The following is a 24694-nucleotide window of genomic DNA, read 5'->3' as shown; positions in this document are numbered from 1 at the left end:
GGGTTCGCACTCCCTTCGGCTATCGTGGGCGGCCCTCGAGGGTGGGCCTCGAGGAGAGCCGACATAGAGCAGGGGAGAACATGCTGATCGCCGACCCGCGTACACTGCTGCGGAAGCTGAACACGACTTGCACGAAAGCGTTCGAGGCCGCGGCTTCGAGCTGCGTTTCGCATCGCCACTACGAGGTCACCGTCGAGCACGTCTTGATGGCGCTCTTGGAGGACCCTCAGAGCGACGTCACGTCCGCGCTGGCGCACTACAACGTCAACGCTGAAGTGTTCCATGCGACGCTCGGGCGTTACATCGGGGAAATGAAGTCGGGGAATCCCGGCAAACCCACTTTCAGCACCCTGCTGCTCGAGTGGATTCAGGACGCGTGGATCTACGCATCCACCGAACTGGGAGATTCGCTGCTGCGCTCCGGCGCATTGCTCGTGCGGCTGGTGCAGTCGCCCAATCGCTACTTGCCGGTGGAGTTCCCGGCGCTCGAACAGATCCCGCGCGACGAGCTGCGCAAAGATCTGCCGGTGATCGCCGCGATGAGCGGCGAAGCGGCGCAGCAAGCCGCCGCCACCCAGAGCAGCGCCCAGTCTGCGGGCCCCGGTGGTGCCGCCGGCGCGCCTGGGGACGGACCGCTTCAACGCTTCTGCTCGGACCTGACCGCGCGTTTCCGCAACGGTGAGCTCGACCCCATCTTTGGTCGCGAGCGTGAGATCCGACAGATGATCGAGATCTTGGTTCGTCGACGTAAGAACAATCCCATCATCGTCGGTGAGGCGGGCGTCGGTAAGACTGCGCTAGTCGAAGGTCTCGCCCAACGCATCGTTGAGGGCTCGGTCCCGGACCAGCTGAAGAACGTCAAGGTGATGTCCCTGGATCTCGGCGCGCTGCAAGCGGGCGCCGGCGTCAAGGGTGAGTTCGAGAACCGCCTCAAGGGCGTGATCGAAGCCGTGAAGTCATCGCCCACGCCGATCGTGCTGTTCATCGACGAGGCCCACACCATCATCGGTGCCGGCGGCTCTGCCGGCGGTGGCGACGCAGCGAACCTGCTCAAGCCTGCGCTGGCGCGCGGTGAGCTGCGCACCGTGGCGGCGACCACCTACGCCGAATACAAGAAGTACTTCGAAAAGGACGCTGCGCTCGAGCGTCGCTTTCAGCCGGTCCACTGTGGCGAGCCGTCAGTCGACGTCGCAACGGTCATGCTTCGCGGCGTGGCGCCAAAGTTCGAGGAGTCTCACGGCGTCGTGATCCGGGATGAAGCGGTGGTCGCAGCCGTCACGCTGTCGAGCCGCTACATCAGCGGTCGCCAGCTGCCGGACAAGGCCGTCGACTTGCTCGATACCAGTGCTGCCTACGTGAACCTGGTGCGCAACGCTCCCCCTGCGATCCTCGAGGATACGCAGGCCGAGCTAGCTGCTGTCGAGCGCGAACTCGAGGCCATGGACCGCGATGAGAAGGCTGGCGTGACTCCCGCGGCCGATGTCCGCAAGGAAACAGAAGAGAAGAAGGCGGCGCTCCTGGCGAGCGTAGCTGAGCTCGAAGAAAAGGTCGCGGAGCAACGTAAGATCGTCGATCGCATCGACGAGCTGCGCGGGCAGATCAAGCTGGCTACCGAAGGCGCGGAGCCGGCGGCAGACGACGCCCAAAAGAAGACCGAAGGTGACAAGGCGGCGGAAGCCGGCGCTGCACCGGCAGAGAAGATCGATGTCGAGGCGGCACGAGCGAGTCTGCGCGAAGAACTGGAGAAGCTGCGCAACATCAAGGCGGAAGATCGCCTGGTCGCTGCAGACGTGGACGAGTCAGCGGTATCTTCTATCGTGGCCGACTGGACGGGTATCCCCGTCGGCAAGATGGTGAAGGACGACGTCGACGCGATCGTGCACCTGGAAGATCGCATGCAGGCGCGCGTGCGCGGTCAGGACATGGCGCTGGCCGCGATTGCTCGCGAAGTACGTGCAGCACGCTCCGGTCTCAAGCCCCCGAACACGCCCCTCGGTGTGTTCCTGCTAGTCGGGCCCTCCGGTGTGGGTAAGACCGAGACCGCGCTCACCTTGGCGGATCTGATGTTCGGCGGTGAACGTTTCGTGGTCACCATCAACATGAGCGAGTTCCAGGAGCGCCACACGGTGTCGCGCTTGATCGGCTCTCCTCCGGGCTATGTTGGCTACGGCGAGGGTGGCGTGCTCACCGAAGCCGTGCGGCACCGTCCGTACTCCGTCGTGCTGCTCGACGAGGTCGAGAAGGCCGACAAGGAAGTGCTCAACCTGTTCTACCAGGTGTTCGACAAGGGCATGCTGAGCGACGGCGAAGGCCGCGTGGTCGACTTCAAGAACACGATCGTGATCCTCACCAGCAACCTGGCAACGGATCTGATCACGACGACGGCGGCACCCGATGAGGAGCTGCCGGACTACGAAGAACTCACCACCATCATCAAGCCGACGCTCAGCGCGCACTTCAAGCCCGCGCTGCTCGCGCGCATGACGGTCGTGCCTTACGTGCCGATTCGTCCCGACGCGCTGAAGGGCATCGCGCGCATGAAGATGGGCGGCATCGTCTCTCGCGCCAAGGCGGCTCACGGTATGGATCTGCAGATCACCGACAAGGTGATCGATGCCATCGCCGATCGTTGCCAAGAAGTGGAGAGCGGCGCGCGAAACGTGGATCACATCCTGCGAGGGACGGTGATGCCACTGGTCTCGAGCGAGATCCTCAAGAGCATCGCGGCTGGCGAGGAGCTCGACAAGATGCAGCTAGATCTCGACGATGCCGGCGAGATCATCTGCGTGAAGGGATAGCGACGGATGAAGCGAGGCTTAGCGTTCGTGGTCGGAACAGTGGGGTTGGTGGGGCTGTTGCTTTCACCTCCTGCCTGTTCCCCCACGGTCTTACCGGTGAAGGAACCTGACGACTGCAAGTTCCAGGAAGTGACGCTCGACATCATTTCCTCACCGGATATCAACCGTGCGGAGAACGGTGAGGCTCGCCCAGTCCAGCTACGTGTCTACCAACTTAAGAGCGACACCAGCCTTCAGAACGCCTCGTTCGAAGACGTGTGGAAGAAGGAAGAGGAGATCCTCGCCGATGACCTCGTCAAAGGTGAGGAGTTCCCCGTCTACCCGAACACCCGCACGGCCCTGAAGTTCGAGCGCGACGACTCGGCCCAGTACGTTGCCGCGGTAGCTTTGTTCCGCAACCCCAAGGGGCGGAGCTGGTACACGGTTTTCGACCTGCCGCCCGCTCCAAGTGAGGGGGCCTGTGGTCAGGAAAAGTGTGAAGGCGAGGACTGCGAGGACGCAGGACCCCCGCCGATGCCGCATTTCTACGTGTGGATCGACGAGTCGCGTGTCGAAGACGGCGTCGAACATGCAGAGGACGTTCCTGAGGGACGGGTTCAGGAAGTAAAGTCCCAGGCGAAGGCGCCCTCCGGAGGGGAGGGCGCACCTGGGGCGCCTGCTGAGGGAGCCCCGACTCAGGGAGAATAGATCGTGAGCATTCGCAAGCCCGTCTGGACAGAGGGCCTGTTCATCACTCAACACCACTTCCAGCAGCTCGATGGCTACCACGAGCGATTGCTGGATCGGCGCTTGTCCGCCTCGGTCCCCTACGCATGGGGCGTGACCGAGATCCAATTGGACGAGCGCGCATTGGGTGCAGGTCAGCTGAAGCTCTCGCAATTTTCCGCAATCCTCCCAGACGGCACGCCCGTCACCTGTGGGGATCGCTCCAACGATGCACCGCTACGCGACATCGGCGAGGTGTTCACGCCTCAGATGCAGTCGCTCGATGTGTTCGTCGCGTTGCCGCAGGAAACAGAGACCTCGGCGAACGTCGATCTCGAGGACAAGCCAGGCGCGCTGACTCGCTACACCCAGGAGTCGTCGCGGGTCTATGACGCGAACACCGGGTCCAACGAGCAGAACTTCGGTTGGGCTCGCCCCAATGTCCGCCTGTTGTTCGGTGAGGAGCGCCGCGAGTCCTTCGACTCGATCAAAGTTGCCGTGCTGATGCGCAGCAACACCGGCGCCATCATCGCCAAGCGCACCTACGTGCCGCCGGTCCTGAGGATCGGCGCCGCGCCGTTTTTGACCACTGGGCTACGCCACGTGCTTGAGAACATGACGGCACGTATGCGGAGCCTGGCGGCTTCGCGGCGTCAGCGTTCAGAAGCGGCGATCGACTTCCAGGCCAGCGACGCCGCGAAGTTCTGGCTGTTGAGCACCCTGAACAACTTCATCCCGATCATCGCCCACTACGTCGATCAGGGGCGTTCCCATCCGGAGCAGGTGTACATCACGATGGCACAGCTGATTGGTCAGCTGTGCACCTTCGCAGTAAAGGCCGACGCAACGGAGATCCCGAAGTTCAACTACATGGAGCTTGGAGACACCTTCGAGAAGCTGTTTGCTCGAGTGCTCGCCTTGCTCGACGCGGTGATCGCCGAACGTTACGTCGAAGTCCCGATGCAGCGTCGTGAGGACGGCATGTACCTCGGCAAGATCGAGGACGGCTCGCTGCTGCGCTACGAGTTCTTCCTCGCGGCAAAGGGGTCGCTCCCGGAGGGTCAGCTACGGGACCGCTTACCGAAGCTGTCCAAGATCGCGAGCTGGTCTCAGGTCGGCTCGATCCTCAACTCCGCGATCAACGGAGCCAGGCTCGAACTCGAGTATCAGCCCCCGGGTGCGCTCCCGCTGCGTCCTGGAGTCGTGTTCTTCCGGGTGCACAAAACCCCCGAATACTGGACCGATATCCAAGGAACTGGAACCATCGCGATCTATCAACCGCTGGAGCCGCGAGCCGTCGAGCTTTCACTCTACGCAGTTGACCCGGAGAATCTGTGATTTGCGGTGATTCCGCGGGTTCCGGATGGTTCGGGGGGGAGGCGCGGTGTTTCGCCACCGCGCTCCACTCGCCGAGACGTTGTGTTGGAGTTTTCTGAGATGTGGCTGTCTAGCGCAGAGGTGATGTCGTGATCGAACAGATGTATTGGGCCTGTTCCGATGCGCTCACATTGGCGACTCAGTTGGGTACCGCTCGAGACTTGCCCCCGCCCGATGTGCTCAGTCAGCGCATCTCCGGCGTATTCGATCAAATGGCGGAGCGCGCCCGGGCTTCACGCATACCCGACGATGATGTGATGGAGGCGAAGTACGCACTCTGCGCGTTCATCGACGAGCAGATCTTGCGTTCAGAGTGGCCCGGCCGGCAGCAGTGGATGAGCCGTCCACTCCAGCTCATCTACTTCAACGAGAACACCGCAGGTGAGGGCTTCTTCACGCGTCTCGAGCAACTCGAGGCGCAGCCGCAGCGCGCCCACGTGCTGCAGATCTATTACTTGTGCCTGTGCCTTGGATTCCAAGGTCAGTACGCCGTTCGCGGAGGCGAAGGCGTTGGCGCGATCATGGAACGCGTCGGCGCTCGTCTAGCTCGCAATCTGCCGCGCAGCGATCAACTCAGCCCCCACGGTGAACTTGCTGGGGGTGTGCGATCTGCTGTGCGTCGCGAGGCACCTATCGTCGCGGCGAGCATCGCGCTCATCGGATTGGCGGTCCTCGTATTCGTTGTTTTGCGGGTAGTTGTGAGCTCCAGCGCAGATAGCGCAGCAAAGAACATGCAGAACTTTGCCCAGACCGGCGCAAAGTAATGAAATAGCGTCCGAGACGCTATGTGGCTTTGGATCTTCGCTATTCTGCTGCTTGCCCTCATCTGGGGTGGTGGGTGGCTTCTAAGGAGTTTGGGTGTACCGATTCCATTGTCGGCGCAGATCGGCTTAACCGCCGGCGTCGTTTCAATGGTCGCGGGCATTCTGCTGTATCGCCGTTGGCGAGCAGGCGCTGCGGCGCGCGCGCTCGAGCGCGAGATCATGAAGCAGACGGAGCAGCAAGCTGCGATGTCCGCTCCGGATCGTCGTGCCGAGATCATCGAGCTGAAAGCTCAGGTGGAGCGCGGCATTCAGGCGCTGAAGCAGAGCAAGCTGGGAGACCGCGGCCAGAACGCGCTCTACACCTTGCCCTGGTTCATGATCGTCGGTCCGCCGGGCTCCGGTAAGACGACCGCGATCCGCCACTCCGGCCTGAACTTCCCGTTGCTTGATGCGACCGGCGGTGCGGTGAGGGGTGTCGGCGGTACTCGAAATTGCGACTGGTGGTTCACGAACGAAGCCATCCTGCTCGATACCGCGGGCCGCTACGCCACGCAGGATGACGACCAGCCCGAGTGGTTCGCGTTCCTCGATCTCCTGCGGCGCTTCCGCACCAAGCGGCCGATCAACGGCGTCATCCTCGCGGTCAGCGCCAGCGATATCCTGGAGCAGACCGAAGAGCAAACGACGCAGATGGCGCGCACGCTCAGGGCGCGTGTCGACGAGCTCCAGAACCGCCTCGACATGGTGGTCCCGGTCTACGTGATGTTCACCAAGGTCGACTTGGTGGCGGGCTTCGTCGAGTTCTTCAACGACCTGAAGAAGAGCGACCGCGACCGCGTCTTCGGCGCGACATTCCCCATGGATCTCGCGGTGCAGCGCAAGCCAGAGGATCTCTTCGAAGAGGAGTTCGGGCTCATCATCTCGCAGATCCACTCGCGCGCGATCAAGCGCGTCGCGCGTGAGAAGAAGGAGATGCGGGATCGCGTCGTGCAGTTCCCCCTGGAGTTCCAGGCGCTGCGTACGAGTCTCACTGACTTCCTTCAGGCTCTGTTCGAGGACAACACTCAAGACGACAAGCCGATCTTCCGCGGCTTCTACTTCTCCAGCGGTACTCAGGAGGGTAACCCGGTCGATCGTGTCCTCGGAGGTCTGGCCAGGGCGTTCGGTCTGGCTCCTCGGATGGAGAGCGAGGCTCAGCTCGAGCCCAAGTCCTACTTCGTGACGGACCTCTTCCGTCGCGTGGTGTTCCCTGATCAAGACATTGCCGCGCGGACACGCAAGGAGATGCGTCGGCAATGGCTCTCGCGAGTCGCCCTCGGCGCGACTGCGCTGTTCGCCGCGATGATGATCCTGGTGCCGAGTTCATGCAGCTTCTCACGCAACCGCGAGCTCACGCGCACTGTCGAGGGAACGGCGGCGGACGCATCGAAAGTGAACTGGGTTGGCAAGGAAGCCGTCGGTGAGAAAGCCGCGGACCTGACCACGATTCGCGCGCTGCTCAAGCAGCTGGACTACTGGCGCGCGACGGACCCGCCAACGGGTTACCGCTTTGGCATGTACGTCGGCGACAGCCTCTACGAGCCACTGCGCGGGGTCTACGTCACGGCCATCGAACGCGGCCTCAAGGAGCCGACCCAGAAGGATCTCGAGGCGAAGCTCTCGGCATTTGCCGCCGTGTCGACGAAGAACGGTAAGGAATACAATGAGCGCTACGACCTGCTGAAGCTCTACCTGATGCTCACCTGGCCCGAGAAGCTCGACCCGGAGTGGGCGGCTCGACCCCTGGCGATCGCCTGGGCGAAGGCGCTGCGCTCTCCAGACCCGGTCGGTGACGCCGAGCATCTACTCCCGCACACGCGCTATTACCTCGATCTGATGAAGCGTGGTGAGGTGAAGCCCTGGGATCGCAATGACCCGACGGTCACCCGAGCGCGCAGCGCGCTGCTCAGGGCTCCGCGCCTGGATCGCATGTACGAGGCGCTGGTGCGTGAAGCCAACGCTGATATCAAGGCGATCAAGCACAGCGATGTGTTCTACGGCTCGATCTCGCCGTTCATCACGTACAAGCAAGACCTGCAGGTGCAGGGTGCGTACACCCGTGAAGGCTGGACCCGGGTGCGTGAGCTGCTCGGTAGCCAGAAGTCGGAGCTCAGCGCCGAGCGCTGGGTGCTCGGTGAAGAAGAGGCGCAACAAGAAGCCGACGTCGAGAAGCAGATCGTCAAGCTGAAGAACCTGTACTTCGAGCGCTACAAGATCGCGTGGCGCGACTTCATTCTCGACATCGAAGTTCACGAGCCAGAGAACGCCGAGACGTCGCTGTCGGAGCTCACCGCGCTCAGTGAGCCGGAGTGGCCCTACAAGCGCCTCATCACCACGCTGCACGAGAACGTCACCCTCGACATCTCTGAAGGTGAACTGGCGGGCCTTGCGGAGAGCGCGCTGCAGCATGCGAAGCGTCAGCTCCAACGCAAGTTGACACTGCAAGAAGACGCACCGGAGAAGAAGGTGCGACCGATGTCTCCGGTCGAGCTCGCCTTCAAGCCGCTGACCGACTTCGCGGTGCCCAAGGAGAGCAAGGACCCTGAGAAAGACGCCCAATCCACGGGTCTCGCCGAGTACCAGGGCACCATCTCCAAGCTGGTCGGTGTGCTCACGGACCTGCGTGATGCCGACGCCGCACCGGATCCTACGGCGGTTCTGGGTGAGTTCGAAGGCGCGTTCCGCGGCACTAGCGGCCTCCTGATGAGCCAGAGCGGCTTCACTCGGCCGATGCTCTCCCCGCTCTTGATGCGCCCCATCACCTTCGCGTGGGCTGGCGTCGTCAACGATGCAGGCGGAGCGGCGAGTGGTCTGTGGGAGACCAACGTCTGGAGCGTCTGGCGCGACACGCTCGCGAACCGCTACCCCTTCAAGAAGACTCAGCGTGATGCCTCGCTGGCGGACTTCACGGAGTTCTTCAAGCCCAACAGCGGCCTCCTGTGGAATTTCTATACGGAAAATCTCAAGGGTACCCTGAAGCGCAATGGCGACGGGTTCACTCCGAGCCGCCGCTTCAACAGCAGCGTCGGCTACACGCCGGACTTCCTCTCGACCTGCCTGACTCGCGGCGCCGAGATCACATCTGCCGTGTTCCCGAGCGGCGGCGAGACTCCCAAGATCAAGTTCGAGGTCAACCTGCACTCGGTCAGTCCCGACGTGAGCGAAGTCGCGATCGAGATCGACGGCGTCTCCCACGTCTACAAGAACCATCCCGAGCAGTGGCTGGCTGCCGAGTGGCCCGCAGAGAAGGTCGAGACACCGGGGGCTCGCGTGCGCATCCGCGGCTACAGCGGCCTGGATGAGGAGATCAATCGCCCTGGAGACTTCGGTATCTACCGCCTGATCGACGCCGCGCAGAGCGTGGAGTCCGGCACGGCTGGCGGATCGCCCCAAGGCGTGCCGACCGTGGTCGTGACCTGGTACCTCCGCTCACGCGATGCTCACATCAAGCTCGACTTCAAGCCGTCCAAGCGTGATCGCGGGCTATCGCCGATGCTGTTCCTTGGCTACGATTGCCCGCGCGTGATCGCCCACTAGGAGACACGCCCGCTCGCGTTGTTCGCGAGCGGGCTGCCGCAGCTCGGTATCGGCGGCACGGATCGCGCGACGTGAGTTCGAGGAAAGCATGATCGTCGGCTACTTCGGCAAGCTCCCCAAAGCAGGAGACTTCTTGCGCGGTGGCGTCGCCGGGGAACCGGCGAGCGGATTTGAGCGCTGGATAGAGCAGGGGATGGTCTACGGCTCCACGCGCCGTGGCGACTGGCAGCAAGCGTTCGATGGCGGTGCGCTGCACGGCTTCATCTATCGCGCTCCTCCGAACGTCGGCGCGGTGTCCGTGATTGTCGGGGTGATCCGCCCAAGTCGCGACACGGTCGGGCGCCGTTTCCCGCTAGTGATCTTTTCTCAGATCCCCGAGCCGGTGTTGAGTGGCGCCCCACACATCGCACCGCTGATGCTTGGCGACTTCTTCGAGCTGGCTAGCGAAGTGCTGCTGGACGCCCACGGAATGACCGCCGAGGAGTTTCGCGCCGCGGTGCTTGGCATCCCGGCACCACGCATCGATCAGCTCGCGACCTACATTGCCGAGTACAACGACTGGGTGTCCGCGACGCCGCTCGCGACACCCTTGAGCGTCACCTACGGGCAACCTGACGGCGCTGCCGCTCCCCACGCCATCGATACATTGATTCAGTGCGTGGCTCCGTTCATCGGACAAGAGCCGATGACCACCCCTTTGTCTGCGCGCCTGCCGCTCGGCGCGGGTGGCGTCGCCTCTGCCGCATTCTGGATTGACGTCGCGCGGCGTGTGGCGCGCTGGCGGCGCACGGTTCCCAGCGCGTTCTGGTCGGCGAGTGATGACGACGGCACGCTGTTGCTTCAGCTGGGCGCGACCCCGCATTCCTCGCTCGCGGAGCTCTGGTCGCCGGATCCTGACAGCGATCACGTGTGCGACCTGCGGCACGCTCCCCGACTCAGCCGCGAATCCATCTTGGGTCGCCTGCCGCCCGCCATCGGGCAGGCGCTGAACTCCCCCGGGCATCCGGTGGGCTACTTCCTTCAGGCGCTCGGTAGCTGAGCGATTCGCGGTTATCGAAGTCGCGCGGCGCGGCAACACTCTGCGGCAACAAACGCGTTCCGCCGTGTGCGAGCGAGGGGGTCCACGCGGCGCGCGGCGTTAGCGCCACAAATCCCATGGCCTCCCGGCCGCATGCATCAGTCGCGTTCAAACCACCGGAGGACCGGTGCTGAGCGCGAATCGAAAACCGTTTGTGATCTAGAAATTCCCCAGGTGCACGGGTAGCGTCTGAACCCGATGGCGGAGCTGAGGGAGACGCTAGCCGAGAAGATTGCGCCGTTGAAGGCGCCAATCCCCGGGGGCGAACCGCAAGGGATCGATGCGTCCTACGAACCTGAGTTCGAGGAGGTCAAAGCCGAGATCGACAAGCTTGGCTCGCTGGAAGGGCAGACGCCGAACTGGGGTCGTGTCGCGACGGTGTCCCAGGAGCTTCTCAAGTCCAAGACGAAGGACTTCAGGCTCCTGATTTGGCTCGCCGCCGCTCTCATGATCGAGAAGGGGCCGGCAGGGCTCGCTGAAGGCCTCCTCGGTATCCTCGAGGTAACGAAAGACCACAACGACGCGATGTATCCCCCCGCGAAGCGCGCCCGCGCTCGCGGAAACCTTGCGGGGTGGCTGTCTGACCAGGCGGAAGCGACTCTCGGGGGTTATTCGCCCACGGGTGGCGATCGCGAAGCCGTTGCGCTGTGTGAGACGCTCTACGGCGAGGTCGACGACCTGCTCACCGAGAAGCTCGGCGAAAACTACCCTGGTATGGGTGGCTTGCGCGGTGCTCTGCGCGAGACCTCTCGTCAGCTCCCTGCGGAACAGAAGGCTGCTCCTCCCCCCCAGGCAGGCGCGCCTGCTCAAGCAGCCGCGCCCGCTCAAGCAGCGCCTCCAGCAGTGGCCGCCGCGCCTGCCATGGCGATGGCGACGCCCCAAGACGCCCAACGCGCGCTCAAGCAGACCTGCGTCGAGCTGCGGAAGATCTCATCGCTGATCCGCAAAGGCGATCCCGCAGCCGCGATCTCCTATCGCGTGTTCCGCTTTGCGCTCTGGGTCGAGATCGCAGGCACGCCCCCAGCTGAGGGCAACCAGACCCGCCTGCCTCCACCGACCCCCGACAAAAAGCAGCGCATGGAGACCCTCGCGGGGGCCAGCAACTGGGTCGAGTTGATCGAAGCCTCAGAAGGTTTCGCGGCGCAACATCTCTTCTGGCTCGACGTGCACCGCTACACGGCGCTGGGTCTCGATCGAATCGGGGCCCTGGCCCAGGGAGCGAGAGAAGCCGTTGGCCGCGAGGTCGTCGCGTTCGTCGAGCGCTTCCCGGCGCTATTGACCCTCAAGTTCTCCGATGGCAGCGATTTCGCTGACTCCGGCACCAAGACCTGGATCGAAGAGGAGCAGGCCAAGTACGCCGGGGGCGGTGGAGGTGGCAGCGCCGCCGCAAGCGCTGCTAGCGAAGAAGACCAGCTGCTCGCGGAGCGCTTCGAAAAAGCGAAGGAACTCGTCGCGGGCGGTCAGGTGAGCGACGGTCTAGGCGTCGCCCTGCAGCTCGCGAACCGTGGAGCGGATGCTCGCACCCGATTCCGGGCGCGCCTTTCGGTTGCTCGTTTGGCGATCCAAGGCGGTCAAATGACGATTGCCCGACCAATTCTCGAGGCGTTGGTGCGCGAAGTGGACGCGCATCAGCTGGAGATTTGGGAGCCAGAACTCACGTCGCGCGTGTACGTGAGCCTGCTCACTTGTCTGGCGGATGTGAAGGATCGTCCTGTCGGTCCGCCCGGTGCACCAGTACCACCAGGAGCAAAGGTAGAGCCGCGACCGGAAGTCGCGAAATTCGCCGAGCTATTTGATAAGCTTTGCCGGCTCGACCCGGCCGCAGCGATGGGGCTAGCGGGCTGAGTTCGGCGTCGGGCGTGCTGCGTCTCTCGGGGCGCTTCACGCAGTACACCTTTCCGAGGTCCAACACGGAGTAATCGATGGGGAAAGAAGGTTCGGTAGCGCCTCAAGAGCGCGTGAACATCACGTATAAACCGGCGACTGGGGACGCTCAGGAAGAGGTCGAGCTACCGCTCAAGATGCTCTTCATGGGTGACTACACCGGACGCCCTGACTCGCGACCGCTCGAAGAGCGCAAGCCAGTCAACGTAGACAAGGACAACTTCGAGCAGGTGCTGGCCAGCCAGAACCTGAGCCTCACGATGTCCGTGCCCGATCGCCTTTCGGGTGACGATGGGGCGAACCTCAACGTCAACTTGAAGTTCAAGAAGCTGGCTGACTTCGGACCTGATGCGATCGTCAACCAGGTTCCTGAGCTGCGTAAGTTGATGGACCTTCGCGGCGCACTGACCGCGCTCAAGGGACCGCTCGGCAACGTGCCTGCCTTCCGCAAGAAGATCCAGGGCCTGCTCGAGGACGGGGACTCCCGCGACAAGCTGCTCGCTGAGCTTGGTCTCAGCGGTGGAGAGGAAGGCTGAGCATGAGTGAAGAACAATCCGCCGAAGGCGGAGGCGCAGCCGCGGAAGTAACCGAAGGTAGCCTCCTAGACTCTATCCTCGCGGAAACGAAGATCGCTCCCTCGGATGACGGCTATGCCGTTGCCAAGGCCGGCGTACAGGCGCTGATCAGCGAGCTGATCACGCCGAAGTACAAGAACGAGAAGATCGACAAGGCGTTGGTCGACGCGCTGATCTCCGAGATCGACGCGAAGCTATCGTCACAGGTGGACGAGATCATCCACGCCGAAGGCTTTCAGAAGCTGGAGAGCGCGTGGCGTGGCCTGAAGTTCACCATCGATCGGGTGAACTTCCGCGAGAACATCAAGATCGAGATGTTGAACTGCTCGAAGGCCGACCTGATGGAGGACTTCGAGGACGCTCCCGAGATCGTGAAGAGCGGTCTGTACCGTACGGTCTACACCGCTGAGTACGGCCAGTTCGGCGGCAAGCCCTACGGAGCGATCTTCGCGAACTACGAGATCAACCCAGGGCCCCAGGACATGGCGCTGCTCGCGAACTGCGCGTCCATCGCCACGATGTCTCACGCGCCGTTCTTCGCAGCGGCTGGTCCCAAGTTCTTCGGGGAGGAGAGCTACACCGAGCTGCCCAAGCTGAAGGACCTCAAGTCGATCTTCGAGGGCCCGCAGTACACCAAGTGGCAGTCCTTCCGTGAGTCCGAGGACTCTCGCTCCGTTGGCCTCCTATGCCCACGCTTCCTGTTGCGTCTGCCCTACGGCGACACGACGGTGCCGGCGAAGGAGTTCAACTACAACGAGAGCGTTATCGGGCAGCACGAGAAGTACCTCTGGGGTAACGCGGTCAACGCAATGGCCACGCGTATCGCAGACAGCTTCGCGAAGTTCCGTTGGTGCCCGAACATCATCGGTCCGACCTCGGGTGGTACCGTCGAAGATCTGCCGTTGCATCAGTACGAAGCAATGGGCGAGATCCAGACCAAGTGCCCCACCGAGACGCTCATCTCCGAGCGCCGTGAGTTCGAACTCAGCGAGGAAGGGTTCATCGCAATGTGCTTCCGCAAGGATAGCGACAATGCGTGCTTCTTCTCCGCGAACTCCTGCCAGAAGCCGAAGAACTTTGGTCAGTCTGCTGAAGGCAAGGACGCCGAGCTGAACTACCGTCTCGGTACTCAGCTGCCCTACCTGTTCGTCACGTGCCGCATCGCCCACTACCTGAAGGTGATGCAGCGCGAGCAGATCGGTAGCTGGAAGGAGCGCGGCGATCTCGAGCGCGAGCTGAACAAGTGGATCAACCAGTACGTCGCCGATCAGGACGGCGTGTCTGCCGCTGTTCGTGGCCGCAAGCCGCTGCGCAAGGCCCAGATCACCGTCGAAGACGTGCCGGGCAACGCAGGCTGGTACAAGGTCGGGATGCAGGTTCGCCCCCACTTCAAGTACATGGGCGCGTTCTTCACCCTGAGCTTGGTCGGCAAGCTCGACAAGACATGAGCTAATCGTTCGCGATTGAGCTCGACAAGGAAGCCGCTTCGCAAGAAGCGGCTTTCGTGTTTTGTGCGACCGTCACGAGCTATTGCCGTACGGCAGAATGCTGTACCCACCGCCTGTATCCAGGGCTGCTCCGTATTGTTGGGGGAGAGGACGCTATTCGTCGTCCGCGACCAGCTGGGGCACGACGTTTTTCGTGTTCTCCGCGAGGACGACGCGCATCTTCATGGGCTTCTCGCGCTTGGTGACGAGCTGGGTAGTCGTCCCAAGCAACGCACCACGGGAATTGCCGAGCTGAAAGCGCGGGGACTGATCCGTCGCGAGCGTGACCTCGAGCTCCGGCTCCAGCACACCGCGAGTGAACTGATGCACCACCTGCCTCAGCAGCGGGTAGTTTTCGCCACCGGGCATCAGCGCTTCGAAGTCCTCGTAGTCGACAGGTCCGACCTTCACGCGGAAGCGCCCGGCACGATCCAGCACGCGTTCCCCGATGGTGAAGTCGCTGTCGAGCGACGTGTTCTTCACTCCGAGCTTCACGCGCTGGTCAAACGGGATGCGCACCTGGCGTTCGACGAAAGGCTCGACCCCGACGGTCACGCCCGGCAGCAGGCGCCTGAGTGCGATCTCGAGCGTTCGGGAGGAGCGAGTACGCTGAGCCAGAATCGGCGCGAGCGTCAGCAGCAAGCGGGGGGGTAGCGCGTCAGAGCCGAGGGGTGCACCAGGGTCAACCCCCACGAACGCGAGCGCGCGTCGGGTGAACGGATCGCTACCATCCGTGCGGAAACCTGCGGACAGGCGGTACTTCTTCCAAGCGCGGAAGAACAGCGACAGGAGCCGGTGGTGAAAGATGTCGTAGAAGCCACGCAGCGTGAAATTGTCATCCAGCTCCGCCGCGATCACCTCCTCGGTGTACTTGAAGCAGAGCGGTGACGAGGCGCCGACGAGCCCCATGAAGTTCGCGGTCAGCTCGAACTGACGGTGCTGCACGCCCTCCTTGGGTGCCGTGATGTCTTCGATGTCACCCGCGGCGAACTTCAGTTCGGGGTTCACACGGAAGCGCAACACCTCCTTCTCGGGAGGACCCACGTCGCCAACGGCCTTCAGGTTCGGAGACACCCGATGCAGCAGCTGCACCGCCTGGAAGAAAGAGAAGCCCGGTGCCTCCTGCACCAAGCGCTCGATCAGAGAATCGTCAGGTTGCCGCTGCGCGCCGGCCATTCGAAATTCACCTTGGATTGAACACCGTGCACCGACGTCTTGGTGAACGAGTTGAGGGAAACGTAGCTCGCGAACAAGCGATCCAGGATCGCTCCAAACAGGAACATGTCGCCGTCGCCGGTAAAGCCGCTTTCCTCGAGGAAAATCTCGATGCTGAGGCCACGCACTGGCGCGCCGCGGTACAGTCGTTCGGCGGGCTTGACCTGGATGTCGTGGATCGCCTGGATGCGCAGATCGTTGGCGCGGGCAGCCTGACGGTCCACCAACCCGTGAAGGTTGTAGACGCCGAGCATCGCGCGCAGGGCGTTCTTCTCAGCCAGGCTGCGCAGGTTCATCGCCGCATGCGCGGTGACTCTCCACTGCAAGTCGCGGCCCAGTGGCGGAGGCACATGGGTCGTCACGGCACCGATGTTCTTGAACTTGGCAAACGCCGGCGAGCTTGGCGTCGGGGTGCGAATCTCGCCAGGACGGAGCGCGCTCGCCAGGCGCTGGTTGGTCGCCAGCAGGTCGATCGAGACGACATCTGCTTGAGGCAAGACACCGCTGTTCTCTGGCGTGCCGAACGAGATCATCATGTCGACGCCGGTGCCAATCACGGCCGGCCGCAAGTGCGTCGAGTAGTAGACCTGGTTCGCCGCAGCAGTACCGCCGATGCGCGTGAACTCGAAGAAGCTCGGAATGTTCACGCGTTCGCTCGCGCCGCGCGTGATCGCCTGAACATCGAGGATTTGGTAGACCTCACCGTGCCCAGGCTCCAGGCCCGCTGGACGTACCAGGAACTGCTCGCGGGTCTGGCTCAGGCGAATCGGTTCCGCCGTGGTCTTGAACAGGTTGATGACCGGTACGCAATGCAGCTTGACTGAGTCTTTCGTGACCTGCGGCGCGTTGGTTAGCGGTTGATCGAAGCGAATCGCGATCGCGAAGTCCTGAAGCTCTTCCTTCAGCTCTGCCAGGCGCGCGGTGTTCGCGATGTCCACGTACGCGAACTTCTGAGGCAGTACGTAGTACTCCTCGAGCAGGCGAAAGCCCGGGAACGCGAGGTCGCCGTACGGAAGCAACGCTTGGTCATCGTCGAACCCGACGGGGCTGATCGCACGCTTCCCGATCGAGATCTCCTGCTCTCGGCCACCGAGCTTGTTCGTCTCGATCAGCACGACGTCGCGGGTGTGCTCATGGATCCAGTGCAGCAGGCCGAGGGCCGTGCGGGGGTCACCTGTGAGGTGCAGCCGTAGCATCTCCGGCGCGACGGCAGCGATCTGAATCCCCGCGGCACAGCGAAAGTCGATCCGCAGCTGTTGGGTGCCGTCCGGGAGTGGGTCGAGGCGCGCATCGGCGATCGCCCAGGGTACGACCTCGCAGTCCGCACAGGAGGTAAACCGACACGGCGTTCCGTCCACCGCGATGCTCGAGAACTCTGATCCGTGCGGAACGATTTTCCGTTCGCGCAGCACGTTCGGCAGCAGCTCAAGCTCCAGGATCGCAGCGCCCGGGAGCGGCCGCGTCAGGTGAGGGAAGAGCAAGCCGGCAATCGCCAGCATGAGCTCTGGAAGCTCATCATCGAGCTTTTGCCGGATGCGGCCCGTGAGGAAGGCAACGCCCTCCAGCAGGCGCTCGACGTCCGGGTCTGCACCGCGGTCCGCGAGCATGGGCCCCAACGCGGGATACGCCTCGGAAAACTCTTTGCCTAGCTGCCTCAGGTAGGCGAGCTCGTCCTGGTAATACTTGTTGAACACCCCGCGTCGAGCTTAGTCCAAAGCCGCGTGAATCGGTGCGAATTGAGCCGACCGCAGCCCGGGCGCACCCAGGGTTAGCGGACCTTGAGCTCGCGGGCGGCGTTCAAGCTGGTCTCGAAGGAAATAGGTACCTTACCGTCCTCGCGAAGCACCTGCGCGCTCACTTCGAAGCGCAAGACGAGGTCCAATCCGTCGTCCGGTACGAAGCGCACACGGACGTTCTGGAGCCTTGGTTCATAGGTCTCGATGCTGTGTCGGATTGCCCTCGCGAGCGCCGTCGTGGCGTCGGGGAATCCATGCACGAGATCGCTCGGATCCATCACCCCGAAGTCGGGGCAAGTGAGCATCGACCCGAGGCGAGTGCCGCACATCGTCTGCAGATGTTCGAGGATGCTGTTGCGGATTTCGTGATCCGAGTAGGTGCGGCGAGCGACGGCGAGCTCAGGATTTCTGATCCGTTTGAGCAAGCTGTTCCCACGCATGACGACTCGAGCTTAGTACATCTGGCGAGCGGCGGGGGGCATCACGCTCCACCCTCGAGAACCTTCTCCACAAAAGCCAAACGGCCCGCACCGAAGTGCGAGCCGTGTGACCGTGAACCTCTGGGGCTCAGTTCTTCCAGGAGTCCTGAGCGGAGGTGGGGGTACCAACGAGGTGGTCGAGCTTGATGGTCTCGAACACGAGGTCGATGTACTCGAGCTCCTTGAGGTCCCACTGCGAGTGGCCACGGCTGGTGGACAGGTTGCCCGTGCCCTCGAAGCCGGTGGTGTACTTGATCGAGGCGACCGCGGCGTTCTCGATGGTGATCTCGTGGTAGATTTGCGGCATGCCCTGCTCGCTGGTCTCCCAGAACTCGAAGGTCATCGTGGTGATGAACTCGTTCGTGGTGCAGGCGTTGAAGAACAAGGGCGTGGTGCAGTCCAGGTTCTTGCAGATGCGGATCGGCTTGTGCTGACGACGACCGGTGGCGTGGGGGCCACGCTGCGGATCCTTGGGGGCCAGCAGCTCGTACTCGAAGCTGATGATCTCGATCTTGTCGGTGTGCTCGGTACGGATCGAGGTTCCGGGGAAAGCGCCCTGGGTTGCTCCGTTGGTGCCGCGCAGAAGTACGTCAAATGCCATGGTGGTGGTGCTCCTTGTTCCTGTGTTGGTCCGCGCGTTAGTCGCGGGTTCCTAATTTTGGAAAGCTGATCACTCGTATCCGCGTGGATACTTGTGGGCCGCGCCAAGCAGTCGGTCCAGTGGGCTCCGAGTGTTCGGCGGGTTGAGTCTGCCTCCCCCGTTCGTGACCAAGCCTTAAGCACTCTCCGTGCCACTCGTCGCAAGCCTGATAAGTGCGCGTTTCCTCACGAAACATGAGTTTCTCGATGCAAGCCGTTGCACTGCCAGCGGTGCAGGGATTTGCACCTGTGCAAGTCCCTGCATATTGTGGGGGAAAGACCTACCTCTAGCTGGCTTTCTTGGCCGTCTCGCACCGGTATTGGCAAAGTTGTCGCAGGATGGAAGCCAGGCGAAGACTGCGGCGATTTCTGGGGGTTGGCCTAGGGCTGGGCTCGCTGGGGGGTGTCGCGGCGTGTACCGACACGATCCCCAAGTCGTTGGATGGCGATCTGACGCGGAGCGTGGCCCCGGTGCCGGCTTGCGTGATGCGGTTGCCCCCAAAGGGCAAGAGCTCGAGCTTCTCTCGGTCGCTACGAGAGGAGCAGTACTGGAAGCTGGTCTTCCCCGCCTTCAACGAGCGGCGCCAGGAGCTACCCAAAGACTCGAAGGACTGCGCGGGCCACGACGTCTACTCCAGCGAGGTCATGCAAGGCGGCAGGCCCTTACGCGGCTGGCCCTTCCGCATCAAGGAAGGCGACGTGGTCTTCGGTGCTGGCGGGAGTCGCCTACGCCTCGTCTGGCTCCGCACGCATGCCTTCCCAGATGGCACTGCGGGTGGTGCTCTGGCGTTGGTGCGTACCCTGGACAACCAGGCCGAAGCCTACGGAGTCGGTGCGTATCGAGGGCCGCCGGAGCAATCCAAGCTGCGGATCGAGCGGATGGGCTCCGAGGTGATCCCCACGGTCCAGGCGGAAGGTTGTTTGCAGCCGAAGAGTCAGACCCCATGTGAGACCACGCTGCGGATCTTCCTGCCTCGTCAGGGTGAGCTGAAGGCGGCCGCCGAGCTGCCCCTCGAGCGCGTCGGCATCGCGCGCAACGCCGAGCCTGGCATGGGCGGCCCGATCGTCTACCGACTGACTTCCTCCCCCGAGTTCAAGGAGGGTCAGATCAACATCATCGAGCAGGTTTCCGCAGAGGATTCTCTCGGTCGTCAGTTGCGGAAGGCGGAGCTCCAGAGGGTGCTCTGGCTGAAGGAAGGGCAACTGGTGGAGAGCGAGCCTTCGCTGTGGACCCGGGTCTTCGAGACTGATAACCCGCCGGAGGGTGGGGGAGCAGAGGGCGACAATCCAGCGGAGGCCAAATGAGGCCGGGTCCGCGCACTGGTTCGCCTGCCAGAGCGCACGCGTTCCAGGCAAGAACCCTGCGTTTCTTGTCGATTTGGTTCCGCGCCGAAAAACCTCAACTAAGGTCTTACTTCGGGTTCCGTTGCTCCTGAGATCGCGATGAGCTTCCTGCGCCGCTTCTTACCGCTTGCCCTCGGTATCACGCTGTCGATACCTGTGTGTGCGCTCACGACCAGTGAGGCGCATGCTCAGAGCGTGCTGGACCAGGAGTACTCTGAGGGGTTCGCCCTGCAGACGCTCGAGCCGGCTCCTGCCGGTGACTGGTTCTTTGCTGCTCCCGACGCGAACGTGGGCGACACGCAGCTCTACGCGATGGCGTTCGGCAGCTGGGCCTTCTCGGCGCCGTTGATTCGCCAGGATCCGGTTACCGCGGAGAAACGCCGGGTCAACAAATACCAGCTCTACACCCATGCGGACCTGAGCTTGGCTATTGAGGACGTACTGCTCCTCAACCTGGACATCCCCTTCGTGCCTTATCAGGACGGTCAGGTCGGCGCGGCCAATGAACCCGGCGGCGGCGTGTTTGCCGATCCTCGAGTCGGTGCCCGCCTGAACCTAATCGGCACCCGTGTCGATCCCATCGCGATTGGTCTGGGAGTGGACACCTGGATCCCTGTAGGCAGCGAGAACGAACTCGCAAGCGACGGGAAGTTCCGAGCGAATCCCAAGCTGCTGCTCAGTGGGCGGCTTGGCGATCTGATTTACTCGGCATCGGGCGGCTACCTGGCTCGCAAGAACTACTTCTCCGGTTCGCTGGAGACGGGACCTTCCCTTACATTTTCCGCAGGGCTAGGTCTGATGTTCCTGCAGGATGCCCTGCAAGCAAGCGCGGAAGTCTACGGCTACAGCACCTTCGAGTCTCAGTTCGGCTCGCTGTTCTCGAAGCGTACGACCCCGGGCGGAGCGCTGTTTGGCTTGAAATACCGCGCGGGGGACATCGTGATCGGTGCCGCTGCGGGGCCCGGCCTCACCGCGTCTCCTGGCGCCGCGACGCGCGGAGTGCTCAGCGTTGCGTACTCTCCCGCGCCAGATCGTCAGGCGTCCCTCGACGACGGTCCGGGTGACACCGACGGTGACAAGATCCGAAACTCGATTGATGCTTGCCCCGAGGAAGCGGGCCCCGCTCGTCCCGAAAAGGACAAGGCGCGCTTCGGCTGTCCAAAGCACTACTTTGACTTCGACAAGGACGGCCTGGACGACTGGCAGGATGACTGCCCGACGGTCGCCGGATTTGCTCGCAGTGGCGGACACACCGCCAACGGCTGCCCAGAGCCGGCGCTTGACACGGATCAAGACAAGATCCCCGACGAGTACGACGCTTGTCCGGACGATGTGGGCGCAGCTGAGTACGGCGGCTGCCCCGCGCACAAGGCACTGGGCGCGGACGAGAAGTTCGAGATCATCGTGACGTCAGCCGAGGTCGAGCGCGTCGACTCGGACACAGAGCGTGTGGTGATTCACCTGAACGCACCGGTCGAACTATCGTCCACGAGCGGGGGCACGGTGGTGCGCTATCAGCTCACGGGCGCCAAGCTCACCGAGGACACCAAGAACCTGTTCAAGGAACACAAGGACGACAAGGACTCCGCGTTGTCCGGCGTGAAGCTAGAGCAGCTCGAGGGGCGCGTGATCCTCACGGTAATGGTGCGTGGCGGCGCCTTTGAGCCGAAGATGCGCTACAAGACCGACCTCGAAGGGGGCGCCATCTTGTACATCGACTTCCCGCGCCGCTGGCAGAAGTAGCGGACCGCCACGCTGCGGCCCTCATGGGGCACGCGCTGCGGTGCCGCCTCCCCCCAAAAAAAGGCCGGACATCCCGGCTGATTTTGAGGGGGTTGGGGGTGAGAGTGCGCTGGACGACAGCGCGCTCGCGAAGTGCGCGTCGGGGGGCTCAGGGGCGGAGCTAAGGCAACCGGTTCCAGCTGACGCGGAAGCCGTAGTCGAGCTCCTTCAGCCAGGTGGCGTACTCTGGGTCGCTGACTTCGAAATTCTTTGCGGCAATTGGCCCGATCGTGATGCGGTCGGCCTCTTCCGGGGTGGGCGCGCGATTGCCCTTCGTGCACTGTTCCATGAAATCCAGCTGGCGCTTGATCACCTTCGCCAGCTGCCAGTCGGGGTCCACCTTGAGCATGTCGTCGGTGCGCTTTTGCGCGTCTTGCAGCATGAAGCGCCAGGTGAGCTTGCTCTGGATGATGTTCGGCTTGACCATTGGATAGGAGTCCTACCAAGGATTGTCGCGCAATACCGAGATCAGTGGCGAACGATGCCGCCCTGATTTCCGTTGTCGCGAGGGATGAACGTCTGCTGACCTCCGCCAGGCGTGTCCTTGGGCTCGCCGCTGTGGGACCACGTGTCCGTCACTGGGGACGCGGTGCTCTGCAGACCTGATGCAGGCTGATCGCTCGAGGCGGTGTAGGAGCGGGGCTCGCGAGGCGCGATGCGGGGCGGAGTATTGCCGTCCGCAGGCACAAGGACGCGGTCGTTGATCCCGAGCTCCCCAGGCGTGGTGTTCGGATCCGTCGCAAAGTACTGACCGTCGCCACCACCTGGCCAGGCGTGCTGGTACAGCTGATCGCCGTTGGGGCCACCGCCGCTGGGCGGGATTGTGACCGCGGCAACGGGCTGATTCATGTCGATGCCGCGCACGTTCGACGCGATGTCTGCCTGGGACATGCCCGGGCAGTTTTCTGCGTAGTAGGCCTCTGCCAGCTTTTGCCGTGCGGCAATCTGCTCCGGGCTGTTGCCGGGGGCCGCCGCCAGGTCCGCCTCGGCGCGACTGACGCCAGCAGGGGGTGGTGCCGCTGCTGCGTTGCTACCGCCTCCGCCGCTGCCACCACCGCCGGATGGGCCTTGATTGCTTGGTCCGCCTGGACCACCAGCGCTTCCACCGCCTCCGCCACCGCCACCGGCGCCACCGCCGGCCCCGCTAGCAGAGCCTCCGGCACCCACGGTGATGCCCTTGTTCATCTGACCCGGGCTGCCGGTGATCCCTGCCATGCCCAGTTCAATGAGGACGGTTGGCGCGCCCATGATGGGGAACGTCGGACCGCTGGTGTTGAGGCTGCAAGTTTCCTTGAGCGTGCCTGGCTCGTTGCCGTGGCACTTGCTCATCACCGACCCCACGGTCATCACGTCCGCACCTTCGATCTTGGTGCGCATCGCCTGGTCGGTGATGCCCTCGGAAACCGTCCCAGTGGTTGGGTAAGGGAGCGGGATCGGACTCGGAGCCGCGGGGGTGGTACACACGCTCACGGCACAACCGATGCAGTTGTGGTTGGACTTCTTGGTGACGCAGTCAGTCTTGCAGGCTGTTACCTTGCCCATGGCCTCTCCCAGAAGGTACCAAGGATCGCCCTGCTCGGTAGCCCTGTTGGGCGCGCCTTGGATATAGTTCCCGCCGTGTCGAGTGTGCTGTCGCTTGAGAAGTTCGCCGTCGTGTCAGCGCGACTCGATGCAGGCATGCCTCGAGATGGGGTGCTGAAAGAGGCTGGCCTGACCCAGCAGCAATGGGAAGAGGAACTCGTCACCTGGTTGACTCATCTCTCTGACCAGATCCAGCGCCAGAACTATGAACTCTATCAGCGGTATACGCAGTGGTTTCTGCAAAACCGCCTTGATGCCGAGCGACAACTCGGATTGCAGTCCGCCCCTGCAGTTGCCGCGCCAAGAGAAGCTCGGCGCAACGAGTCTGGTGACTGGGAGTACCTGCGGTGGCAACAACAGGCTGCGGGAACAGCGCCTTCCGCACCGCCGACTGGTGCCGCGCCGCCAGCAATGGTGCAGCCTCCAGCGATCGTGAGCTCGGGGATACCCCCTATGCCAGCGTCGGGTGGAGTTCCGCCGATGCCAGCTTCTGGCGGAGTTCCGCCGATGCCAGCTTCTGGCGGAGTTCCGCCGATGCCTGCGTCAGCGGGAGTTCCGCCGATGCCTGCGTACTCGGTTCCGCCGATGCCCACGATTTCAGGCGTGCCCCCAATGCCGGGTGCTGTACCCCCGATGCCTGGTGCGGCTCCTAGCGGGGTTCCGCCGATGCCAGGCGCCGTGCCACCAATCCCCGCGAGTGCACCACCGAGCGCCGACGTTCCGCCGCTTCCGAGTTCTGGCGCTGTCGCTCCGCCACCTATGGTCTCACCGGTTCCGAGCGCTGCGGCGCCCGCTGAGCCACCGATGATTGGCGCCGTTTCCGCGCCCGGAAACGTCGCAGCAGCGGGCGGCTTTTTTGTCTCTCAACCGCCGTCGGCCACATCAGCGGCCCCCCCTTCAGCTGAACCCGCGCCTCCAATCACGAACATTCCTCAGCTTTCATTGGGGGACTACGCGATGCTCGCCGCCGAGATCGTCGTCATGCCCGAGCAAGTCGAGCGCGCGCTCGCGAAGTACGGGATCGGTGACTCGCGGGTCTGGCAAGCCATCCAGCAAGACTGGGAACAGCGCCTGCGCTCCGACGGCTACGAGATGGAGAACTATCAGGAGCGCTTCGAGTCTGCGAAGCGCCACTGGCGCAGCGTCTACAAGCGCTGACCTGCGCGCGACTCAGACGCGCTTGCGGTTCTAAGCTTGACTGCGGCGGCGCGAGCTTCGGGGCTCACTCAGCTTGGCTTGAAGGTCTTCACGAATTTCACTGCTCTCGAGGGAGCGCTTGGTCCAGTGTGCGTGCGCCTTCAGGTAGTCGTTCAACGGGACTCGCTCGTCAGCGAGCACTTTGTGTAACTCGCGACCGCCTTGAACCTGTCGCAGAATTTCGACGTAGCGATCGAGCTCGAGCTCCACGCCCGCGAGCTGCAGCTGCGTTTCGGTGAAGACTTCGGAGAAGCGAGTGATCAGCGGATTCATTTCGTCTTCCGTCTCGCCGTCCTCCGCCAGCCGGTCTTGCCAATACTCATCGATCTCCTCCCAGTCGTCCTCCGTGAGCGAGTGGGTCATGAGCAGGGACTCGCGTGCCGAGCTGTCCGCGGCGAACTTGGCGAGCAGCCTGGCGTAGGTATCCAGGTCGAGCTTGGGCTGCATTGCGAGGCCTAGTCTGCCAGTGCGTGAGGG

General features: G+C 63.2%; 19 protein-coding genes. 12 read left to right on the top strand and 7 right to left on the bottom strand.

What is annotated here, in order from left to right; genetic code table 11:
• The first annotated feature begins 80 nt into the window (after positions 1-80).
• The 9 genes from tssH to tssC all read left to right on the top strand — a co-directional run bounded on the left by tssH (position 81) and on the right by tssC (position 14205).
• Positions 81-2798, top strand: coding sequence for a type VI secretion system ATPase TssH (gene tssH / locus H6718_30140; protein ID MCB9589713.1), 2718 nt, complete (start codon positions 81-83; stop codon positions 2796-2798).
• Positions 2799-2804: 6 nt separating this feature from the next.
• Positions 2805-3485 (top strand): type VI secretion system lipoprotein TssJ, encoded by a 681-nt coding sequence (gene tssJ, locus H6718_30135; GenBank protein MCB9589712.1) that lies wholly within the window; start codon positions 2805-2807, stop codon positions 3483-3485.
• Positions 3486-4841 carry a type VI secretion system baseplate subunit TssK gene (gene tssK, locus H6718_30130; GenBank protein MCB9589711.1) on the top strand — a complete coding sequence of 452 codons (1356 nt, stop codon included), beginning with the start codon at positions 3486-3488 and terminating at the stop codon, positions 4839-4841. It begins immediately after the preceding gene.
• A 140-nt stretch (positions 4842-4981) separates the two neighbouring features.
• Complete coding sequence (locus tag H6718_30125; GenBank protein ID MCB9589710.1) at positions 4982-5644, top strand: DotU family type IV/VI secretion system protein; 663 nt, start codon at positions 4982-4984, stop codon at positions 5642-5644.
• A 21-nt stretch (positions 5645-5665) separates the two neighbouring features.
• Positions 5666-9220, top strand: a complete 3555-nt coding sequence (gene tssM, locus H6718_30120; protein MCB9589709.1) for a type VI secretion system membrane subunit TssM — start codon at positions 5666-5668, stop codon at positions 9218-9220.
• A gap of 88 nt (positions 9221-9308) precedes the next feature.
• Positions 9309-10259, top strand: coding sequence for a type VI secretion system-associated protein TagF (tagF, locus tag H6718_30115; protein ID MCB9589708.1), 951 nt, complete (start codon positions 9309-9311; stop codon positions 10257-10259).
• A gap of 237 nt (positions 10260-10496) precedes the next feature.
• Positions 10497-12143, top strand: coding sequence for a type VI secretion system protein TssA (gene tssA / locus H6718_30110; GenBank protein ID MCB9589707.1), 1647 nt, complete (start codon positions 10497-10499; stop codon positions 12141-12143).
• Positions 12144-12220: 77 nt separating this feature from the next.
• Entirely contained in the window at positions 12221-12718 is a 498-nt protein-coding gene (gene tssB / locus H6718_30105) for a type VI secretion system contractile sheath small subunit (protein ID MCB9589706.1), read from the top strand.
• A 2-nt stretch (positions 12719-12720) separates the two neighbouring features.
• Positions 12721-14205, top strand: coding sequence for a type VI secretion system contractile sheath large subunit (gene tssC, locus H6718_30100; protein ID MCB9589705.1), 1485 nt, complete (start codon positions 12721-12723; stop codon positions 14203-14205).
• Between the two features lie 153 nt (positions 14206-14358).
• Here tssC and tssG read toward each other — a convergent pair whose 3' ends face one another.
• The 4 genes from tssG to hcp all read right to left on the bottom strand — a co-directional run bounded on the left by tssG (position 14359) and on the right by hcp (position 18275).
• Positions 14359-15420 carry a type VI secretion system baseplate subunit TssG gene (gene tssG, locus H6718_30095; protein ID MCB9589704.1) on the bottom strand — a complete coding sequence of 354 codons (1062 nt, stop codon included), beginning with the start codon at positions 15418-15420 and terminating at the stop codon, positions 14359-14361.
• The gene (tssF, locus tag H6718_30090; protein ID MCB9589703.1) at positions 15384-17153 is read right to left on the bottom strand and encodes a type VI secretion system baseplate subunit TssF; all 1770 of its coding nucleotides are present in this window, start codon (positions 17151-17153) and stop codon (positions 15384-15386) included. Before tssF ends, tssG begins: the two co-directional genes overlap by 37 nt.
• 74 nt (positions 17154-17227) lie before the next feature.
• Positions 17228-17635, bottom strand: coding sequence for a type VI secretion system baseplate subunit TssE (gene tssE, locus H6718_30085; GenBank protein ID MCB9589702.1), 408 nt, complete (start codon positions 17633-17635; stop codon positions 17228-17230).
• A gap of 127 nt (positions 17636-17762) precedes the next feature.
• On the bottom strand, positions 17763-18275 hold the full coding sequence (hcp, locus tag H6718_30080; GenBank protein ID MCB9589701.1) for a type VI secretion system tube protein Hcp: 513 nt from the start codon (positions 18273-18275) through the stop codon (positions 17763-17765).
• 377 nt (positions 18276-18652) lie between these two features.
• Here hcp and H6718_30075 point away from each other — a divergent pair, with 377 nt between their 5' ends.
• A complete protein-coding gene (locus tag H6718_30075; GenBank protein MCB9589700.1) occupies positions 18653-19618 on the top strand; it encodes a hypothetical protein in 966 nt (321 codons plus the stop codon).
• A gap of 138 nt (positions 19619-19756) precedes the next feature.
• Complete coding sequence (locus tag H6718_30070) at positions 19757-21400, top strand: thrombospondin type 3 repeat-containing protein (GenBank protein ID MCB9589699.1); 1644 nt, start codon at positions 19757-19759, stop codon at positions 21398-21400.
• Positions 21401-21560: 160 nt separating this feature from the next.
• Here the strand turns inward: H6718_30070 and H6718_30065 are convergent, their stop codons facing one another.
• Positions 21561-21866 carry a hypothetical protein gene (locus H6718_30065; GenBank protein ID MCB9589698.1) on the bottom strand — a complete coding sequence of 102 codons (306 nt, stop codon included), beginning with the start codon at positions 21864-21866 and terminating at the stop codon, positions 21561-21563.
• A 41-nt stretch (positions 21867-21907) separates the two neighbouring features.
• Positions 21908-22981, bottom strand: coding sequence for a DUF4150 domain-containing protein (locus H6718_30060; GenBank protein ID MCB9589697.1), 1074 nt, complete (start codon positions 22979-22981; stop codon positions 21908-21910).
• 75 nt (positions 22982-23056) lie between these two features.
• On the opposite strand from H6718_30060, the gene H6718_30055 reads away from it, so the two are divergent.
• Positions 23057-24178 (top strand): hypothetical protein, encoded by a 1122-nt coding sequence (locus H6718_30055; protein ID MCB9589696.1) that lies wholly within the window; start codon positions 23057-23059, stop codon positions 24176-24178.
• Positions 24179-24208: 30 nt separating this feature from the next.
• On the opposite strand, the gene H6718_30050 is transcribed toward H6718_30055, so the two are convergent.
• Positions 24209-24664 carry a hypothetical protein gene (locus tag H6718_30050; protein ID MCB9589695.1) on the bottom strand — a complete coding sequence of 152 codons (456 nt, stop codon included), beginning with the start codon at positions 24662-24664 and terminating at the stop codon, positions 24209-24211.
• Positions 24665-24694: the final 30 nt, after the last annotated feature.

Source organism: Polyangiaceae bacterium, from assembly GCA_020633205.1.
Lineage (GTDB): Bacteria > Myxococcota_A > Polyangia > Polyangiales > Polyangiaceae > JAHBVY01.
The sequence above is the reverse complement of the archived record's forward strand: the minus strand, read 5'-3'. Positions and strand labels throughout refer to the sequence as shown.

Excerpts from the sequence above, each read along its gene's own strand:
- tssH (MCB9589713.1), top strand. The coding sequence starts at position 81 with ATGCTGATCGCCGACCCGCGTACACTGCTGCGGAAGCTGAACACGACT.
- tssJ (MCB9589712.1), top strand. The coding sequence starts at position 2,805 with ATGAAGCGAGGCTTAGCGTTCGTGGTCGGAACAGTGGGGTTGGTGGGG.
- H6718_30125 (MCB9589710.1), top strand. The coding sequence starts at position 4,982 with ATGTATTGGGCCTGTTCCGATGCGCTCACATTGGCGACTCAGTTGGGT.
- tssM (MCB9589709.1), top strand. The coding sequence starts at position 5,666 with ATGTGGCTTTGGATCTTCGCTATTCTGCTGCTTGCCCTCATCTGGGGT.
- tagF (MCB9589708.1), top strand. The coding sequence starts at position 9,309 with ATGATCGTCGGCTACTTCGGCAAGCTCCCCAAAGCAGGAGACTTCTTG.
- tssA (MCB9589707.1), top strand. The coding sequence starts at position 10,497 with ATGGCGGAGCTGAGGGAGACGCTAGCCGAGAAGATTGCGCCGTTGAAG.
- tssB (MCB9589706.1), top strand. The coding sequence starts at position 12,221 with ATGGGGAAAGAAGGTTCGGTAGCGCCTCAAGAGCGCGTGAACATCACG.
- tssC (MCB9589705.1), top strand. The coding sequence starts at position 12,721 with ATGAGTGAAGAACAATCCGCCGAAGGCGGAGGCGCAGCCGCGGAAGTA.
- tssG (MCB9589704.1), bottom strand. The coding sequence starts at position 15,420 with ATGGCCGGCGCGCAGCGGCAACCTGACGATTCTCTGATCGAGCGCTTG.
- tssE (MCB9589702.1), bottom strand. The coding sequence starts at position 17,635 with ATGCGTGGGAACAGCTTGCTCAAACGGATCAGAAATCCTGAGCTCGCC.
- hcp (MCB9589701.1), bottom strand. The coding sequence starts at position 18,275 with ATGGCATTTGACGTACTTCTGCGCGGCACCAACGGAGCAACCCAGGGC.
- H6718_30075 (MCB9589700.1), top strand. The coding sequence starts at position 18,653 with ATGGAAGCCAGGCGAAGACTGCGGCGATTTCTGGGGGTTGGCCTAGGG.
- H6718_30070 (MCB9589699.1), top strand. The coding sequence starts at position 19,757 with ATGAGCTTCCTGCGCCGCTTCTTACCGCTTGCCCTCGGTATCACGCTG.
- H6718_30065 (MCB9589698.1), bottom strand. The coding sequence starts at position 21,866 with ATGGTCAAGCCGAACATCATCCAGAGCAAGCTCACCTGGCGCTTCATG.
- H6718_30060 (MCB9589697.1), bottom strand. The coding sequence starts at position 22,981 with ATGGGCAAGGTAACAGCCTGCAAGACTGACTGCGTCACCAAGAAGTCC.
- H6718_30050 (MCB9589695.1), bottom strand. The coding sequence starts at position 24,664 with ATGCAGCCCAAGCTCGACCTGGATACCTACGCCAGGCTGCTCGCCAAG.